The following is an 18,649-nucleotide window of genomic DNA, read 5'->3' as shown; positions in this document are numbered from 1 at the left end:
GATTGATTACAAACGGGAGTTCGCCTGCATTACGCAACGCCATCCCAAGCCAAAAAGTTTTCCATCATTTTTAAGCCTGCATGGTGGCTTTTTTCGGTGTGAAACTGTGTTGCAAACACATTTTCCCGCCCGATGATGCACGAAAAACGCTGCGGGTATTCACTTTCCGCCAGCGTCAATGCCGCATCTTGTGGTTGAAAGTAATAGCTGTGTACGAAGTAAAAACGCTCGCCATCAGCAATACCCGCAAACAAGGGGTGGGCACGGTTTTGATAGACCCGATTCCAACCCATGTGTGGGACTTTCAAGCGTTGACCATGTGCATCTACCAAGCCACTGGCAAACCGTACCACATCACCCGCAAAAACACCTAAACCGGCGGTATCGCCTTCTTCGCTGTGGTCGAGCAGCAACTGAGCGCCAACACAAATACCAAAGAAAGGTTTGGTGCGCGTGGTTTCTAACACGGCTTCGGCAAGGCCATAACTGCGCAATTCACGCATACAGTCTGGCATCGCCCCTTGACCGGGGAAAATGACCTTGTCGGCAGCAACCACTGCTTCAGGATCGCGGGTGAGAAAGACCTCAGCCCCCGAGTGATTGACCGCTTCGACTGATTTCAGCACCGAGTGTAGATTACCCATGCCATAGTCTATGATTGCGACTTTCATGCCGTTAGCGTCCCTTTGGTGGAAGGCGTGATGCCTACCATCCGGTCGTCGTACTCACAGGCCATGCGTAAAGCGCGACCAAAGGCTTTGAAGACAGTTTCGGCTTGATGATGGCTGTTTTCACCGCGCAGATTGTCAATATGCAGGGTTACCATGCTGTGATTGACGAAACCATGAAAGAACTCGCTAAACAAATCGACGTCGAACTGACCGATGCTAGCGCGGGTAAAGGGAAGGTTGTAAGTCAAACCTGGACGACCAGACAGATCAATCACCACCCGTGATAAGGCCTCATCGAGGGGGACATAGGCGTGGCCATAGCGGCGAATGCCTTTTTTATCACCAATGGCTTTCGCAAAGGCTTGCCCTAAGGTGATACCAATGTCTTCCACCGTGTGGTGGGCATCAATATGCAAGTCACCCTTGGCCACAATATCGAGATCAATCAAACCGTGACGGCTAATTTGATCCATCATGTGATCAAGAAAAGGAACGCCCGTCTCGAAATGAGAACAGCCTGTCCCATCTAAATTGATGCGAACAGTGATTTGCGTTTCGAGTGTATTTCGTGTGATTTCGGCTTGCCGCATGGCGATTTCATCTTAGGGATAAAAGGTTCTCGAGCAGGCACAAACACCTGTTGCCTGCATGATACCATTCCTGTTTGCCAAGTATGCACCTTGTATCGTTATCCTGCGCCGCTTTTGCTGATTTTTCGCAAAAACTGTGGCCGTTGTTAAGAAAGTTCAGCCCATGAGTCAATATTGGAGTGCTGTGGTTCACAGCCTAAAACCCTATACCCCTGGTGAACAGCCAAAATTACACAACCTCATCAAACTCAATACCAATGAGAACCCCTATGGCCCATCGCCCAAGGCCTTAGCCGCTATTCGCGCAGCGACAGATGACAGCCTGCGCCTCTATCCCGATCCGAATGGCGATGTGCTGAAAGATGCAGTCGCGGCGCGGCATGGTTTGACACGACAACATGTTTTTGTCGGCAACAGTTCAGATGAAGTGTTGGCGCATGTTTTCATGGCACTGTTGAAACAGGATAAGCCGTTGCTCTTTCCTGACATTACCTACAGTTTTTATCCGGTTTACTGTGGTTTGTATGGGATTGACTACCGTTTGGTGCCATTGGATGAGCAATTTGCAATTCAGGTAGCCGATTATCAGCAAGAAAACGGGGCAATTATTTTCCCCAATCCCAATGCGCCAACGGGACGGTATTTGCCCTTGGCTGAGATTGAGCAATTATTACAAGCCCATCCACAATCGGTGATTGTGGTGGATGAGGCTTATGTCGATTTTGGCGGTGAGACAGCGATTGCATTGGTGTCGCGGTATCCAAATTTATTGGTCACCCAAACCTTATCAAAATCGCGTTCGTTGGCGGGGTTGCGTGTGGGCTTTGCTGTCGGTCATCCAGATTTGATTGCTGGCTTAGAGCGAGTGAAAAACAGTTTTAACTCCTATCCTCTTGACCGTTTAGCGTTGGCAGGTGCAAGTGCAGCGTTGGAAGACGAGGCCTATTTTCAACAAACCTGCGCGGCAGTCATCGCTACACGCGAGGCATTGACGGCAGAACTCACTGCATTGGGGTTTGAGGTATTGCCGTCGTTGGCGAATTTTGTGTTTGCTCGTCATCCCCAACACGATGCAGCGACATTGGCCGCACAGCTGCGCCAACATGCCATTATTGTTCGCCACTTTAATGCACCACGTATTGACCAATTCTTGCGTATCTCGATTGGTACCGAGCAAGAAATCGCCACACTATGTGCAGTGTTAAAACAGTTGTTAGCAAAATAAGCGACACACCGCCCCAGCTCGGGGCGGTACAGTGGCTGGGTGTTAACACAACATACTTTGTCCATATTCAAGGATAAAACTGGGTTGAAGGTAGGCGATAAAGGCCAGTGCTAATATCACTATCAATACCCAATACCAGAGCCATGATTTCATATCGGGTGAGCCGGTGTGAGGGAATGTTGTTTAATCGGAAGACACAATGCTGCTGCCGTAACACCCAGCGCCATCGAGCCGTACCAAATCCAATCATAGCTGCCGGTGGTGTCAAACACACGGCCACCCATCCACACGCCAATAAAACTGCCTACTTGATGGGCACAAAACACAATCCCGCCCAGTGTTGCCATATATTGCACCCCAAAAATTTGTGCAATCAGCCCATTGGTGAGTGGAACGGTGGCTAACCATAAAAACCCCATCGCTCCGGCAAAGAACATGGCGCTGGCGGGTGACAAAGGGGTGTTGATAAACCATGCCACCAATAGCACACGGCCAAAGTAAATCACTGCCAACAGATGTTTTTTGCTATGCACGCCCCCCCATTGCCCAAATAAATAGGTACCGGCAATATTAAATAAGCCAATTAACGCCAGACACAGCGTGCCCAACTCTGCCGATTGGCCGGCATCGGCCAGATAGGCCGGTAAATGGGTACCGATAAACGTCACCTGAAAGCCACAGACAAAATAACTGAACCCCAACAGTAAGAAACTGGGATTGCTAAATGCCTGTTGCAGGGCTTGACGTAAGCCTTGTCCTGAATGGCTGATATGTTTGGGTGGGCTGGGGGCGACCAAAGGCCGTGATGCAGGCAGAATCAAGGCAATCAGCAAAGCACTACACAACAAGGCCAAACTCCAGCCCAGTTGTGAAATTAGGCTTTGTGCCAGCGGCAACATTAAAAACTGTCCAATTGAACCGGCGGCACTGACTAAACCCAACGCCTTGCTGCGTCCTTCTGCGGGTACTACGCGACCAATCACGCCAAACACCACGCTATAAGTCGTCCCTGACAGCCCCAAACCGACCAACAGCCCCGCCCCAACATCAAACCCTAGCGGGGTAGCAGCACCAGCCATCAGCACTAAACCCACTAAATACAGCAGTGCCCCAACAATTAACACCCGCCGTGCGCCCCACACATCGGCGATCATGCCGGTAAAGGGTTGTGCCGCACCCCACAATAGATTTTGCAGCGCGATGGCAAAGGCAAATTGTTCACGCCCCCAACCAAGGTCGAGGGTCATGGGTGATAGGTATAAACCAAATGAGTGGCGAATCCCCATTGAGAGGGTCACGATAAGACCACTGAAGAGCAAGATGCGCTTAATGACGCGGGGATCGGTAGGAGATTGCATGCTAAATAACTCGAATCAAAGTGCTTCATATTACTTCTTTTTGGAAAGTAAAAAAAATCGGCACCAGACTTTTCATCTTTTTGTAACGAAGCGTTTTTATGCTTGCCACAATATTTTCATTGCCAAGGACGCTGTTCATGCCTGCTAACATCCTGCTTGTTGAAGACGAGCCTGCTATTCAAGAGCTGATTGCCTTTAATTTGGTTCAAGCTGGACATCATGTCTTACGCGCTGCTTCGGCTGAAAATGCGTGGACATTGGTGCGGAATGCTTTGCCCGATTTGGTGTTATTAGACTGGATGTTACCGGGGGCGTCTGGGATTGAATTTGCCAAGAAATTGCGTGCAGATGAACGCACACGCGGCATTCCGATCATTATGTTAACCGCCCGTTCCGAAGAACAAGACAAGGTGATTGGCCTCGAAACGGGTGCGGATGACTACATCACCAAACCTTTTAGCCCGCGTGAGCTGCAAGCACGGATTAAAGCGGTGTTGCGCCGCCGTGCGCCACAAATGACGGATGATGCAGTCGAAGTGTTGGGCTTGCGGCTTGACCCTGCCACCCATCGCGTTTCCGCACACGACCAACCGGTTGAGTTGGGCCCGACTGAATTCCGCTTATTGCATTTCTTTATGACCCATCCCGAGCGCGTGCATTCGCGAACCCAGCTATTAGATCAAGTCTGGGGTGACCATGTGTTCGTGGAAGAAAGAACGGTGGATGTTCATATCCGCCGCCTGCGTTGTGCATTGGAGCCGTCCGGTCATGCTGCTTTAATCCAGACTGTGCGCGGCACTGGCTATCGTTTTTCTCCACAGGTGTAGCGGCGTGAACGCATTTTTTTGGCGATGTCTCAAAGGATTTTCCCTCCTCGCCGCAGTTTCCATCATTGTTGCGTGGGCCACCGAGAACGAATATGGGTTAGTGGTGCTGAGCACGGGCTTACTGTTATGGCTATTGTTCCATTTGTGGCATCTACGGGCGTTGTTGCAGTGGCTACATGACCCTCAGCCGGACAAAATTCCCGATGGTTATGGAAATTGGGATCAAGTTTTCTCGTTGTTATATCGCCAAAGCCGGCAACAGAGCTTGTCGCAAAAAAAACTGGCTAATGTATTAGAGCGCTTTATCAATGCGGGTGAGGCGATGCCCGATGGCGTGGTGGTGCTGGATGAACTGGATCGGATCGAATGGTTTAATCCGATGGCGGTCGAACATTTCTCACTCAATCGCAAACAGGATATTGGTTCACAGGATATTGGTTCACAAATTGCCAATCTTGTTCGACAACCGGGCTTTCATGCTTATCTCACCGAACAGCAATACAGCCAACCACAAATCCTGCGTCAAATGCGTTCAGGTGGTGAGTTGGTGTTGTCCGTGCAGTTAGTTCCCTTCGATTCCACCCGTAAATTGCTGTTATCAAGAGACATTACTCAATTAGAGCGGGTGCAAACCGTTCACCGCGATTTTGTCGCCAATGTTTCCCACGAATTGCGTACCCCACTGACAGTGGTAGGTGGGTTCTTAGAAACCCTGTCTGATATGCCTGATGTCGATAGCCAGACCTTGCGTCAATTTTTGCCGATGATGATGGAGCAGGCAAAACGTATGCAAAATTTGGTGGAAGACTTGCTGACGCTATCACGCTTAGAAAGCAACCCGATTTCATCGGCGCATGATGTGGTGGAAATGGAAGATATGCTGCGTACGTTGCTGATCGAAGCCGAAGGGCTATCACAAGGCCGGCATCAGGTGGTACTGGCTGAAGTAGCGCCAATAAATCTCTCTGGCGAGACATCGGAATTGCATAGTGCATTTGGCAATTTGGTTTCCAATGCCGTGCGCTATACCCCCGAGGGCGGCACGATTACCTTGCGCTGGCGCATCGCTGGCAAAGGTACCGATCATGAACGGGCCGTTTTCAGTGTGACCGATACCGGCATTGGTGTGGCGCGTGAACATATCCCGCGCTTAACCGAGCGTTTTTATCGTGTCGATCGTGGTCGTTCGCGTGGTACCGGTGGCACTGGCCTTGGTCTTGCCATCGTGAAACATGTATTGGCGCGGCACCATGCGCGGTTAGAAGTGGACAGTGAATTAGAGCGCGGCAGCACATTCAGTGTGGTATTCCCAAGCGATCGTCTAATCTCTGTTGAAGACAGTGAGCATTGAGGCAATGGCCCAGCCGCGCTAGGATGTGGGCTGGATACAACAAAACAAAAAATCGATGGAGTAGCTATTGTGAACTCTCGCTTACAAGCAGTCCGTGCATTTGGACAAGGGATTTGGCTCGATAATTTATCGCGCGAGTTGTGGCAGTCGGGTGCATTAAAACAGTGGATTGAACAAGATGGAATTGCGGGGGTCACTTCCAACCCTGCTATTTTTCACAAGGCAATTGCCAACGATGCCCTTTATCAAAATGATTTAGCTGCGTTGAAAGCCGACCCTAATTTGTCAGCAGAAGCGCGTTATGAAGCATTGGTCTTGCCAGATATTCAAGCGACTTGCGATATTTTGTTGCCTCGCTATCGCGAAACACACGGGGAAGAGGGCTATGTCAGCCTCGAAGTGTCACCGGCTTTAGCCCATGATGTCGAAGGTACATTGGCTGCTGCCCGCCGCTTGTGGCAGGCGATTGAGCGGCCAAATGCCATGATTAAAATTCCTGCTACTGCTGCTGGTATTGCTGCCCTGCGGCATTTAATCCGCGAAGGTATCAATGTCAACATCACCTTATTGTTCTCGGCCGCACAAGTTGAAGCAACATGGGATGCGTATGTGCAAGGGTTAAATGAGCGTGAGCAAGACGGTCATGCCTTGCATCAAGTCAAAGCGGTGGCCAGTTTCTTCTTATCCCGTATTGATAGCCGTCTCGACCCTCGCCTACCGGCTGAATTACAGGGTAAAACTGCGCTGGCCTTAGCGCGCTCGGTATATCAGCGTTATCGTGAGCGTTTTCATGGAATGGAATTTGCGGCATTGAAAGCGCAAGGGGCGCGTCCGCAATATCTGTTATGGGCCAGCACTGGCACGAAAAATCCGGCTTATTCTGATGTGTTATATGTGGAGCAGTTGATTGGTGCTGAAACCATTAACACGGTGCCGGATGCCACTTTGTTGGCGTTCCGTGACCACGGCCAAGCCGCCGCCACCCTCGACAGTGACCGTAGCGGCAGCCAACAACAACTCGCCGCCCTCGCTGCACTTGGTATCGACCTCGATCAAGAAGGCGAAATCCTACAACAAGAAGGCCTCGTTTTATTTGAACACGCTTTCGCTGCTTTATTGGCGTTGACGGCAGTGGAATAGGCCATTCTGCGAATTAAGGTATCTAAAGGGCGAACCGATGTGTTCGCCCTTTTTGTGTCTATGTGTAATGGTCTAATGTCCGTGGACGGTGCTTAGATGAATAGTAATGACACAAGGTATTTGACACGAATTTCAAGCTACAGATGGCGAAGGAACAAGGCTTGAGCGTGATGCAAGTGTGTAAGGAAATGCAGTTGGGTGAGACGGCAGTTCGTTGTTGAACCAAACAATTTGAAGGCGAAGCGGTGTTTTACCGTATTTTTACCGTGTAAAAATCTATATTCCGCGCAACTGGCGATATTTGTTCAGTTTCATCACCTGCCGTTTGACGGTGCTAGTCTGTCTCATCACACGCGCAGTTGTAGGGCATAGTAGTTTTGCTACGTCGTGAATTCGCCGACAGGTATCCAGTAAATCAAGATGAAAAATTGGTTCATGATGGGCAACGCGATTTCTGAGCTGTCGTAACTTTTCCAACTGTTGATTGAATGTTGCCCGTTTTGGAGCCTTATTTGGGCTAAAAGCCTTATGCAAACAAGGAACCCAAAGCGTATGTTCTAGCTTCGAGTCGGTAAGTCTCAACCAGAATCCAAAGGTTAACTCTGCGATGATTTTGCCAGGCGGCAGTGGTATCCCCTTAGGCCAGTGCTTCTCGGCATTTCTCTGTGCTTTCAACAGAATACGGCGCGTCATCTCATTCAATAGGTTCAAGAATTGAGTGTTGTTGAACCAACTAATGCCGTATTGGTTTGTCAACTCGCGATCAAACCTGTTGCGCATGGCAATCTCGATATAGTGCAGGTCGGTCATTACCGCCGCACTTACTTTAGCATTCAATACATAAAGGCGTAGAGCCTGCTGTAAGTTGTTTCTTGTTACTCGCAGGTACTTACCCAAGCGGGATCTGGTGAGAGTATCTTCTGCCTTAGACAGACTAGCCGCATCTAGCATCGGTAGCTTTGTATTCGTCACCCAGTATTCTCCACTTGTTGTTTTTGCTCGTACTTGCTCAAAAAAGAGGGATAAGATAGGATTGTGTCAAAGCAAGCCCCCGGTGTGACCTCTGCGAAAGCATGCCCCCGGGGGCAAACTTTTTTCTAAAGGGTATTTTTATCCCACGCGTCGTAAAACCTCGCCGTTCATGGCGTGGATATCTGTAATAGTCAAATTTTTTCGGACAGAGAGATAGATTGTTTGTTTGCCGTGTTCTGTTCGTAAACAGCTGGTGGCAAATTCTGGTGGTGCTGGGGTCGGAGGTTAACTTGGCAGCAACTTTAGGCGTGACACTCAAACTTTAGGCGTGACACTCAGAATGAGGCGATTTAAAATTTTGAATTATTTATTTTGCCAAGAGAAACACCATGAACTTTCCTTCTTCATGGCCACAGGGATGTCCTCCAGACGATGCTGAAGCGGCTGATGGTCAATTGTTTCGTGTTGCGAAAAGCTATCCTCCCACTGCAGAAGATTTCATGTCGCATGAGGAACTGGGCAAAAAATCGACTGGCCCACAGTGCCTGCGAGTTGGTTTGTCTCTTTTTCGTACATTGGATGATGCCGAACACCTGACCCAGCTCTTTCCGAAATTGGGCCAATATGTGATGCGCGGTCAACTGCAGCCATGCCATGGTGTTCTCAAGCTGACGCCGAGTAATCGGCATCCCACTCATACCACTTGGTGGCCCTACGAGGGTGTTGACCGTGCCGAACCATTTTCTCTGGCCGTGAGCCCCTGAGGTACTGAATATGGACTGGCAAATTAATGCACCTGAGTTTGGCATCGAACCTTTCGTTGGTGTTCAACTTAATGAAATTCTGTATGAATTCGATGGCCCCAGAATTTTCACGGCGACCAGCTTATTTGGGACGTTGCTCTACTTCCTCGCTGAAGAGGATGATGGAATTTCACGATTCATTGTTGTGCCAACGAATGCGCAGATCGTCGAACGCCTAAAGAGTGGCATTTTATCTGTTTGGGATGCATTGAATCAGCCCTGGATTTGGGTGGTAGATATCTCCTTCAACGGAATACCTCAAAAAAGCTGGCGCTGTACCTTGGCTGACGTTCCAGCTGATGTTCTGCCAAAGTCTGGCGTTATGCTCTGGTCTCACTTGGAGCCCGTTTTTGCTTTGCGAGCAATCGGTGAAGGATTGTCAGAAGGCAATGTTCCGGCCAGTGTGATCCGCCAAGTCATTGACGGTGCAACGACTGCGCTTAAGAAAATCGCCAGCCGAGTGTTTGAGAAAGGTCGCCCGCAAGGTCGGAAGGCCAACTTCATTCGACAATTCTATGACTTACCGGCACAGGGGTTTGCTTACAACAGCTTTGAGGTCGCATTTAAACTTCCAGATCTCAAGCAGCTCAAGTTGCCTGATGGTGGCTCTGCTGATGATCTCAGTGAGGCATTCGAAGAAATTGGCAACCAGCTACAGCAGGCGATTGAATGGGCACTCAAAACAACATTAGATTCTGCTGACACCAGCGAAATTGATCTTGAACTCCTAGAAGCCCTTGAGAAGCTGGTTCCAAGACAAACTGGTATTGTTGAGTCGGTTGAATTACGTGGACGTATTTTCAAGAACGCTCATAAACGCTACCCCCTAACCCGTGAGTCATCGAAACGTGTCAGCAATGCGCTTAGAAACGCTCGCTCGACCCAAGAACGGATTTGCCAAATTTCTGGCCTGATTCCTGAGGTGGACAAAGACAATTTCACGTTCACATTGCGTGGCACAGATGATGGCAGTGAACATTTCTGCTCTTTTCCTCCTGAGCTCATTGACGAAGTGCTATTGGCTTTTAATACCGACAAGCGTGTCACGGTAAGTGGCCGTGAAACTTTGGGTAACGGCAACATCGAAGTATCTATTATTTTATAATCATAAAATAAATCCATTTAATCTAATTGGTGTATGTGTGGTAACCTAGTGCCAGTTCGTCTCAACCTGCCCTAATCCTGACATACGGGGTACAATGCGCGACCTTATCTGTTGGTCTGTCTTATCCCCATGTCGGATTCCTCCCCTCCTCAAAGTCTGGCTTTATATCGCCGCCTACTTGGTTACCTCAAAGACTACTGGAAAATCTTCCTGCTCTCGCTCATCGCTATGTCGGTGGCGGCGAGTACCGAGCCTTTATTTGCACGTTTGATGAAACCGCTGATTGATGGTGGATTTGTCGAGCGTGATCCACAGGCTATGTTGTGGACACCGTTAGCGATTGTTGGATTGTTCTTATTGCGTGGTGTGGCGAGTTATATCAATGACACCACCACCACCTATCTCGCCGGCCATCTCGTGAGGCGGCTGCGGGCAGAAATGTTTAGCAAATTGATGAGTTTGCCGGTCAGCTTTTACGACGACAACGCCTCTGGGCGAGTGATTTCGCGGGTGACCAATGATGTCAACCAAGTCACCGATGCCGGTTTTAACGTCATCACGGTGGTGGTGAAAGATGGGGTGACGATTTTTGGTTTACTGATTCTGCTGTTTTGGACCGACTGGCAATTAACCCTAATTTGTTTGGTGATGATTCCGGTGGTGGCGGTGAGTTTGCGCTTGGTCAGTAAACGCCTGCGGCAATTAACACGGCAAAACCAGCGGCAAATTGGCGAGATGACTCAAGTGTTGGGCGAAGTGGTGGACTGTCAGCGCGTGGTGAAAGTGTACGGCGGACAGGCCCATGAAACCCAACGCTTTATGCAGGCGGCTGAAGGATTACGGCAAAACCAAATTAAGCAAACCTCGATTGGCTCAATGAACACTGGCATCACCCAGTTGGTGGTCTCCATTGCTTTGGCGGTGATTATCTACTTTGCCAGTGTCCGCGCCCAAAGTGGCAACTTCACCGCCGGCGATTTTATGAGTTTCTTGGCGGCGATGATTATGTTGTTTGCCCCAATTAAACGCATCACTGGGGTCAATCAATCGTTACAACGTGGCTTGGCGGCGGCCGAAAGCGTCTTTCACTTCTTGGACATTGAACCTGAGCCGGATACAGGTAAGACACAACTTGAACGGGCACGGGGTGAAATTCAGTTTGCCGAGGTTAGCTTTGCCTATCCAAATAGTGAACGCAGCGCATTACAACAGATTGATTTAACCATCGCTGCCGGAGAAACAGTGGCGCTGGTGGGGAGCTCTGGCAGTGGTAAAACCACGTTGGTGAATCTGCTGCCGCGTTTTTATGCTCCAAGCCAAGGGCAAATTTTATTAGATGGTCTGGCACTGGATACCCTGACCTTGGCTAGCCTGCGGCAACAAATTGCCCTTGTCAGCCAAGACATTGCTTTGTTTAACGACACGGTGGCAGCGAATATTGCCTATGGCTGTGTGGTGCCGCCGTCACCAGAACAATTGCGCGCTGCCGCTAAAGCCGCCAATGCCCTTGAATTTATCGAAGCCATGCCACAGGGGTTTGAGACTTTGATTGGCGAAAAAGGCGTGCGCTTATCCGGTGGTCAGCGCCAGCGGTTGGCGATTGCTCGTGCCATCTTGAAAGATGCGCCTATCTTATTACTCGATGAAGCAACCAGCGCACTCGATACCCAGTCCGAACGCTTAGTCCAAACCGCATTAGATAACCTGATGCAACAGCGCACCACGCTGGTGGTGGCACACCGCTTATCCACCATTGAAAATGCTGATCGGATTGTGGTGATGCATCAAGGGCGGATTGCCGAAATCGGTACCCACACCGAACTGTTAGCCCGTGGTGGGATGTATGCCACGCTACATCGCTTGCAATTTAAGGAGGCCGCCCATGACTAAAACGACATGGACTATTTTGCACACAGAATGGTCAGATGGTTGGGGCGGACAAGAACGGCGCATTGTGTCCGAAATGGCAGGAATGGCGGCGCGTGGTCATCGCATGATTTTGGCAACACGACCACAGGCACAGATTGTTGCCCATGCACAGGCTGCAGGGGTGGAAGTGATCACACTGCCCTTTCAAGGGAAATTTGAACTGGCGACAATTCGGCCGCTGATGGCTTTGATTCGCCAGCAGCAGGTTGATATTGTGAATACCCACAGTGGTAAAGATAGCTGGTCGGGTGGTTTGGCGGCGTGGCGGGCTGGGTGTTGTTTAGTGCGCACTCGCCATCTCAATATTCCCTTGCGCCGGAGTTGGCACAATTTTATCCACCGCTTGCCGGCGGCTATCGTCACCTGCGGTGACACCATGCGGCAACAACTGATAAGCAATGGTTTTCCGCCGGCCCAATTAGTCAATATTCCAACTGGGATTGATTTCACCGCCTTCCAGCCGCGCCGCACGCGAGCCGAAGTGCGGGCAGCGTTGGGGGTGAGTGAGACAGCGCCGGTTGTGTTAATGACCGGTGTGATCCGTGCAGTGAAGCGCCATGAAATTGCACTGCGTGCTTTTGCCCAAGTGCTGGCGCGTTATCCACAGGCGATGTTGTTATTGGCTGGTGATGGCCCGATGCGCCGTGATATGGAAGCCTTGGTGCAGCAATTGGGATTGGGACAACAGGTGCGCTTTTTAGGTCATCGTGAAGATGTTCCCGATATTATGGCGGCGGCGGACTATGCGCTCTTGACCTCGCGCTCCGAAGGTGTACCACAGGCGGTGACACAGGGCTTGGGGCTGGGATTGCCAACGGTTGCCACTGCCGTGGGTGGGGTACCTGAACTGATCCAACATGAGCGCACCGGTTTATTGGCGACCCCCGAAGATGAAAACGCTGTGGCAGAACAGCTGTTGCGTTTACTGGCCGACCCTGCTTGGGCCCGCGAACTCGGGCGCGCCGGTCAACAGCATGTGTTACAAGAATTCAGCCTAACGGCGATGTTAGATAAAACCGAAGCCTTATACGCGCGCTTATTGGCGCAGAGGAAATCACGATGAGTGCAAAAGCGCTACCCGTGTTGATGTATCACCATGTCAGCCCTGAGCCGGGATTAGTCACGATCTCGCCGCAACATTTTCGGGCCCAAATGCATGCCGTGGCGCGTGCTGGTTATCAAAGCGTTACCGCCCAACAACTGCAACAATTTTTAGCCGGTGGCAAGCTACCTGCCAAGTCAGTGCTGATTACTTTTGATGATGGCTATTTAGATAATTGGGTCTATGCCCATCCGGTACTGAAAGAGACCGGCCTCTCTGCCACGTTGTTTACCATCACGGGTTGGATTGGTGATGGCCCGATGCGGCCTTATGCCGGCCAACAAGCCGATCTTCCCTCCACACCATCTCATAAAGTTTGTATGAACGCAGTGCGTGAACAGCGTCATGATGATGTGATGATGCGTTGGAGCGAAATTGAGGCGGCGCAACGGGCTGGGACATTTGAGTTTCATAGCCACACCCACACTCATACTCGCTGGGACAAATTATTTCCGGTGGTGGCCGAACGGCGGCAGCGTTTAGCTGAAGATTTGGCCCTGTCGCGTGAGACATTGAATGCCCGTTTGGGGTCTGTCTCGCGTCATCTGTGTTGGCCGCAGGGCTATTTTGATACGGACTATCTTGCCGAAGCGCAAGCCGCTGGTTTCGACCATCTCTACACCACCCAACCCGGCACTGTCTTGCCGCAGGGCGATTCCCTACGATTGCCCCGAATCGTGACTAAAGATAAGCCGGCACGCTGGTTATTAAACCGTTTATGGCTCTATCGTTCGCCAACCTTGAGCCGTTTATATAGCCAACGTAAGAGGGTGTCGGTCTGATGCGTTGGCGTGAGCAATGGCTCTACCACTGGTTGCGGTGGCGAGCACGGCATGATGTTACGACACCGCCGGCGGCAGAATTGGGGACTACGGCGATTGGTCGAATCTTGGTGTTATCAAATACGGCGATTGGCGACACCTTGATGTCTTTGCCAGCCTTACACAGCCTACGCCAAGCGTATCCACAGGCGGAAATTTGCCTGTTGGTGAATCCACCCTACCAAGCTTTGTTCTCGGTGTTAGTGCCTTCGCTGGTCAATCAAGTGGCGGCTTATGATGGGCGCTGGCGTGATTTTCGTCGTCAAGTCCGACACTGGCAGACATGGCGCCCTGATCTGGTGGCGATTCTGCATAGCAATGAACCGCAGGCCACACCACTGGCGTATCTGTCTGGCGCCCGCTGGCGCTTTAAATTACCGAATACCAGTCGTTTCCGTTTTTTACTGTCTAACCGCGAGCCAGTATTAGATTGGGATGCCTTCGAGCATGGCATTCAACAACGCATGGCGGTGGCGCAATTAGCTGGTGGAGTGCCCGTTCCTGCGCGAATGGATTTGCCGTTACATCCGGACAGTGCCGCAGCAGTCAACACGCTCTTGCAACACTATGGGCTGCCGGCAACGGCAACACTGATTGGTTTTCAGCCGGGCGCTTCGACAACCAGCCGCCGGTGGCCGATTTCACGGCATATCGCGGTGGCGAAAGCCTTGTTACAGCAACGGCCAGAGGTGTGGATTGCCATCACGGGTTCACCGGCAGAACGTGGCTTGGCCGAGGCGATTGTGGCTGGGGTGGCCGACTCGCGGGTGTTCTCTACCGCCGGTGCTTTGCCACTGCAACATCTACCGACTTTGGTGCAACGAATGAAGGTGTTGTTAACGCCTGATACCGGCATCATGCATCTTGCGGTTGCGGTGGGGACACCGGTAGTCGCCTTGTTTGCGGTCTCAGATTGGCGGCGCAGTGGGCCGTATCAAGATTTAACCAAACATCAGGTGATCCAAAAATGGCGCACCTGTCAGCCCTGTTTATCCAAGCGTTGCCCCCATCCTGAGCCGATGTGTATGGATTTAATCGCAGAACAGGACGTGTTGCAGGCCTTACACAAGGCGCTGCCACCCTCGTTGGAGCGCAGTTAATGGCGGCAGCAACACATAAAATTCTTGTGCTCGATACGGGTAAGGAATGGGGCGGCGGTACCAATAGTTTGTTAGAACTGATTAAACGTCTCGACCGTTCACGCTTTACCCTACATGCCCTGTTTTATCACAATTATCGCCAAGGACAGGGCGACACCATCCAACAGGTGTTACAACAGTGGCAAGTGCCTTGCACCATTTTGCCGCCGCTGCCGCAACCGCTATGGGCGAAATTGGGCAAAGAAATCAGCCGTGGTTTGTTAACGCCCTTCAAAAAACAGCGGCAACAAGCGGTGGCGGCGATTGAAAATCGCTGGCGCATCCAACCCCGTGCCCAACAGATTGCGGCCCAACTCCGGCAAGGGGACTTTGCTGCCCTTTATATGAACAATCAGCCGGAGTCTAATTTAGAAGGCTATTTTGCTGCTCGTCTGGCAGGTTGTGCCGTGATTCAACATTGTCGAACACGTCCGATGCTGTCTCCTGCCGCGATTCATGCGGCGAATCATGCTGATGCGATGATTGCAGTTTCGCCCAGTGTGGCAACCCATCTACAGCAATGCGGGGTGCAGGATGTCCCGATGCATGTGGTGATGAACGGGATTGATGTGCAACAGATTCCCCCTGCCTATCAAACGGCTCGCGCTGCATTGGGTTTGCCACGGGATTTGCCACTTACGGTGACGGTAGCATCGCTGCTGCCTCGAAAAGGGGTGGCAGAGTTGATTCAGGCATTGGCTCTGGTTCCTGATATGGCGCTGGCGGTGGTTGGAGATGGCCCACAAAAATCAGAATTACAACTGCTGGCAAAACGCAGCGGTGTCGCGGAACGGGTGTTATGGGTCGGTTTTTCAGCCACACCACTGCAGTGGATGGCGGCGGCTGATATCGTTGCCCTCGCCAGCGCCAGCGAAGGATTGCCACGGGTATTGCTCGAAGCGATGTTATGCGCCCGTCCGGTATTGGCATCAGCAGTCAGTGGTTCGCGTGATGTGGTGGTAGATGGCGAAACTGGTTTGTTATTTCCCTATCAAGATACTGCTGCACTGGCCCAAGCATGGCAACGCTTGGCAGACGATTACCGCTTGCGCCAACAATTGGGGCAGGCCGGCGCGGCGCGGGTACGACAACAATTTTCGATTGAACAATATGTGCAGGGTGTGGAGCAGGTGTTCGATTCGGCGTTGGGACAAACAACATGATGTATTTGATTTTGGCGTGGTTATGGTGGCCGCTGTGTCAGTGGTGGACGCAACGCCGCCGCGCTACCCCGCCGCAAAAAATCTTGCTGCTACAAACTGCCAAAATTGGCGATATGGTGTGTACGCTGCCGTTAATCGGCGCGTTAGCTGAGGCTGGTAAGGACATTACGGTTTGGCATGCCGCCATGAACACGCCGTTATTACAACACGACCCCCGCATTCAACAACGACAGATACGCTCACCTGCCGAGTGGCAAGGGTGGCGCGGTAAATGGCAGCTGGTGCGCGCTTTGCGACAACAGCAGTTTGATGCAGTGATTTTAGTCAGCCCGAATTTACCGTGGTTGGTGATTTGTGTATGGGCCATGATTCCTTGGCGGCTAGCGATCACACCCGACCGGCCAAGTCGCTCTATGCGTTGGGCCAGTGGCTTGCTTACCCATCGCCTCACACATCAGGTTGGCACATTGCTATTAGATGAATGGGCACAACTGCTGCATGCGATTGGCTGTCGGGTGCAGCCACCACAACGACAACTCTATCCAGCACCGAATGCCGCATCCCTGTTACCGCCTGCGTTACAACTGGCGCCAAACGTTCCTCATATTGCCTTGGGTATCAGTGCCGCTAATAAGTTAAAAGAATTAGGTGCGCCTTTTTTATTACAGTTAATCCCTGCCTTACAACAGCGATATCACGCTCATATTGTGTTAATCGGCAGCGCAGCAGATCAGCCATTGGCACAACAGTTATTACAACAACTGCCCTCCTCCGCTGGTGTGATAGATAGCACGGGCACGGTGGGGCTAGATGTATTACCGGCACTGTTACAGCAATGCCGCGTCTATGTCGGGGTTGATTCAGGGATTACCTATTTGGCAGATGCGCTAGCGGTGCCGGTGGTGTCGATTGTTGGTCCAACTGACCCCCGCGAGCAGCGTCCACTAGGGCCAAAAGCCCGCTTTGTGATCGAACGGCCAGCGTGTTATCCCTGTGCTTTTGTCCATCATACCCCCCATCGCTGTCATACCGGCAGCCTTGCCTGTATTCGCCAAGTCACCGTAGAAAAGGTGGTCGTTACTGTTGGTGAGGTGTGGTCATGATTCGCGACAGATTGCCAAGTTTGCTGTCGTTTGGCCTACTGACTTTGCTGTTGGTGTGGTTTCTACCGCATACCAGTGGCCTACGTTATGGCCTCGTTGTGCTGCTGTTAGCAGGGGCAGTGGCAGTGCCGGGGGTGAGACATACCCTCCGCCGCTTGTGGTATTTCCCACCGGTTTGGGGACTGATTTTGCTGTCTTTGTGGTTGTTGTTGCAGCTGTTTTGGGCGTGGTATCCCCTTGAGACCCTAGAAGAACTCAAGGGGCAATGGCTAAAAGGTGGGGTCATTTTATTGACTGGTGCGGCAGTCGCCGCCGCGTTGCAGCAGCGAGGGGCGCAGGGTTTTCCTGCTTTGCGCCGTCTTAGCGAGGGCTTGACGCTGATTATGTTGTTGCAACTCGCCGACTATATGCGGCTGTGGTGGACGCAAGGCATTTTGCCGCGTGATGCTGTCGGGTTGTTTGGCTTTAAGACCGAATTGTCTTATCTCGCCAACTTATTATTTGCCATGTGTTTGGCCGAGGGGTTTTCCCGATTATGTCAGCTGCGCTCGGTGTTGCCGGTGTCGCGATTACAGTTGGCGATTTCTACTTTAGCTGCCATTACCCTATTGGTGGTGGCCGGTGCGCGCAATGGCATGATTGGCATGGCGTTGTTGTTGATCTCAACGGCGGTGTTGGCCTTGTTCGTTTTGCCGCCAGCCATTCGGCAACGGGTAAAATTGTGGCCGTTGTTGGTGATTTTGGCCGTACCGTTGATTGGTTTCTTGTCGTGGAAGCTAGACCCACGTTGGCAGCGTTTGGCTGAAACACTGCCTTATGCTGTCAACTCCGCCGCACATCCCAGCTGGCTAGACAGTGAACGCTATCCTTGGCCGCGTCTAGCGGATGGCAATCTTGTTGAAATCTCTGCCTATGAACGGGTGGCTTTTTTAACCGAAGGCTTGCGTTTAAGCTGGCAATATCCGGAAGGTATCGGTTTCACCCGTAAGGCGTTTTCTCATGCGGTTGAAGCTAAATTTGGTCTGCCATCACGCCATGCCCACAGTGGTATGGTGGAATGGTTGTTGGCAATGGGCTGGCTTGGATTTGCGTTGTGGTGTGCGGTGTTGTTGTGGTTAATCCAGCGTGGTTTTCACTTGTTATTGCGCCGTGGCAGTGGTTTGGGCTTGTTATTGGTTTGTGTGGTCAGTGGTTTTGCCAGCCGGATGGTGATTGAAAATATCACCCGTGATTTAACGTTTGAATGGTTTATGTTGCAGCTGGGTATTTTGTGGATTTGTGTGCTGCATGAAGAACAAAAAACCTCTTTTTAGTAAAATTGCATTGGTTTTCGATTTTAGGAATACAAAA

Annotated in this window: 17 protein-coding genes; 13 read left to right on the top strand and 4 right to left on the bottom strand. The window is 51.2% G+C overall.

Going from position 1 to position 18,649, the window contains the following annotated elements:
- Positions 1–29 precede the first annotated feature (29 nt).
- Both hisH and hisB read right to left on the bottom strand, forming a co-directional pair.
- A complete protein-coding gene (gene hisH / locus G465_RS0100220) occupies positions 30–671 on the bottom strand; it encodes an imidazole glycerol phosphate synthase subunit HisH (RefSeq protein ID WP_022652468.1) in 642 nt (213 codons plus the stop codon).
- Positions 668–1,261, bottom strand: coding sequence for an imidazoleglycerol-phosphate dehydratase HisB (hisB, locus tag G465_RS0100215; protein WP_022652467.1), 594 nt, complete (start codon positions 1,259–1,261; stop codon positions 668–670). The genes hisH and hisB overlap by 4 nt, the downstream gene beginning before the upstream one ends.
- A 163-nt stretch (positions 1,262–1,424) precedes the next feature.
- On the opposite strand from hisB, the gene hisC reads away from it, so the two are divergent.
- Positions 1,425–2,486, top strand: a complete 1,062-nt coding sequence (gene hisC, locus G465_RS0100210) for a histidinol-phosphate transaminase (RefSeq protein WP_022652466.1) — start codon at positions 1,425–1,427, stop codon at positions 2,484–2,486.
- A 149-nt stretch (positions 2,487–2,635) separates the two neighbouring features.
- Here the strand turns inward: hisC and G465_RS0100205 are convergent, their stop codons facing one another.
- Positions 2,636–3,844 carry an MFS transporter gene (locus G465_RS0100205; protein WP_022652465.1) on the bottom strand — a complete coding sequence of 403 codons (1,209 nt, stop codon included), beginning with the start codon at positions 3,842–3,844 and terminating at the stop codon, positions 2,636–2,638.
- A 137-nt stretch (positions 3,845–3,981) separates the two neighbouring features.
- On the opposite strand from G465_RS0100205, the gene phoB reads away from it, so the two are divergent.
- From phoB to tal, 3 genes are all read left to right on the top strand, one after another.
- Positions 3,982–4,671 (top strand): phosphate regulon transcriptional regulator PhoB, encoded by a 690-nt coding sequence (phoB, locus tag G465_RS0100195; RefSeq protein WP_022652463.1) that lies wholly within the window; start codon positions 3,982–3,984, stop codon positions 4,669–4,671.
- Between the two features lie 4 nt (positions 4,672–4,675).
- On the top strand, positions 4,676–6,022 hold the full coding sequence (gene phoR, locus G465_RS0100190; protein WP_022652462.1) for a phosphate regulon sensor histidine kinase PhoR: 1,347 nt from the start codon (positions 4,676–4,678) through the stop codon (positions 6,020–6,022).
- A 69-nt stretch (positions 6,023–6,091) separates the two neighbouring features.
- Positions 6,092–7,162 carry a transaldolase gene (tal, locus tag G465_RS0100185; RefSeq protein WP_022652461.1) on the top strand — a complete coding sequence of 357 codons (1,071 nt, stop codon included), beginning with the start codon at positions 6,092–6,094 and terminating at the stop codon, positions 7,160–7,162.
- A 276-nt stretch (positions 7,163–7,438) separates the two neighbouring features.
- On the opposite strand, the gene G465_RS14850 is transcribed toward tal, so the two are convergent.
- Positions 7,439–8,134, bottom strand: coding sequence for an Abi family protein (locus G465_RS14850; RefSeq protein WP_155846467.1), 696 nt, complete (start codon positions 8,132–8,134; stop codon positions 7,439–7,441).
- A 389-nt stretch (positions 8,135–8,523) separates the two neighbouring features.
- Between G465_RS14850 and G465_RS0100175 the strand changes: the two genes are divergently transcribed.
- The 9 genes from G465_RS0100175 (at position 8,524) to G465_RS0100135 (ending at position 18,612) form a co-directional block, all read left to right on the top strand.
- Positions 8,524–8,898, top strand: a complete 375-nt coding sequence (locus G465_RS0100175; protein WP_022652459.1) for a hypothetical protein — start codon at positions 8,524–8,526, stop codon at positions 8,896–8,898.
- 10 nt (positions 8,899–8,908) lie between these two features.
- Positions 8,909–10,042 carry a hypothetical protein gene (locus tag G465_RS0100170; RefSeq protein WP_022652458.1) on the top strand — a complete coding sequence of 378 codons (1,134 nt, stop codon included), beginning with the start codon at positions 8,909–8,911 and terminating at the stop codon, positions 10,040–10,042.
- A gap of 129 nt (positions 10,043–10,171) precedes the next feature.
- A complete protein-coding gene (gene msbA / locus G465_RS0100165; protein ID WP_022652457.1) occupies positions 10,172–11,932 on the top strand; it encodes a lipid A export permease/ATP-binding protein MsbA in 1,761 nt (586 codons plus the stop codon).
- Positions 11,925–13,034, top strand: a complete 1,110-nt coding sequence (locus G465_RS0100160) for a glycosyltransferase family 4 protein (RefSeq protein ID WP_022652456.1) — start codon at positions 11,925–11,927, stop codon at positions 13,032–13,034. Before msbA ends, G465_RS0100160 begins: the two co-directional genes overlap by 8 nt.
- Complete coding sequence (locus tag G465_RS0100155; protein WP_022652455.1) at positions 13,031–13,855, top strand: polysaccharide deacetylase family protein; 825 nt, start codon at positions 13,031–13,033, stop codon at positions 13,853–13,855. Before G465_RS0100160 ends, G465_RS0100155 begins: the two co-directional genes overlap by 4 nt.
- Positions 13,855–14,994: a glycosyltransferase family 9 protein gene (locus G465_RS12850; RefSeq protein ID WP_022652454.1), complete on the top strand. Its 1,140-nt coding sequence runs from the start codon at positions 13,855–13,857 to the stop codon at positions 14,992–14,994. The genes G465_RS0100155 and G465_RS12850 overlap by 1 nt, the downstream gene beginning before the upstream one ends.
- On the top strand, positions 14,994–16,196 hold the full coding sequence (locus G465_RS0100145; RefSeq protein WP_022652453.1) for a glycosyltransferase: 1,203 nt from the start codon (positions 14,994–14,996) through the stop codon (positions 16,194–16,196). The genes G465_RS12850 and G465_RS0100145 overlap by 1 nt, the downstream gene beginning before the upstream one ends.
- On the top strand, positions 16,193–17,299 hold the full coding sequence (locus tag G465_RS0100140; RefSeq protein WP_081642650.1) for a glycosyltransferase family 9 protein: 1,107 nt from the start codon (positions 16,193–16,195) through the stop codon (positions 17,297–17,299). Before G465_RS0100145 ends, G465_RS0100140 begins: the two co-directional genes overlap by 4 nt.
- Positions 17,296–18,612, top strand: coding sequence for an O-antigen ligase family protein (locus G465_RS0100135; RefSeq protein ID WP_022652451.1), 1,317 nt, complete (start codon positions 17,296–17,298; stop codon positions 18,610–18,612). Before G465_RS0100140 ends, G465_RS0100135 begins: the two co-directional genes overlap by 4 nt.
- The last annotated feature ends 37 nt before the right edge of the window (positions 18,613–18,649 follow it).

This window comes from Aquaspirillum serpens DSM 68, from assembly GCF_000420525.1.
Lineage (GTDB): Bacteria > Pseudomonadota > Gammaproteobacteria > Burkholderiales > Aquaspirillaceae > Aquaspirillum > Aquaspirillum serpens.
Note: the sequence above shows the minus strand (reverse complement) of the source record. Positions and strands in the feature narration are given on the sequence as shown.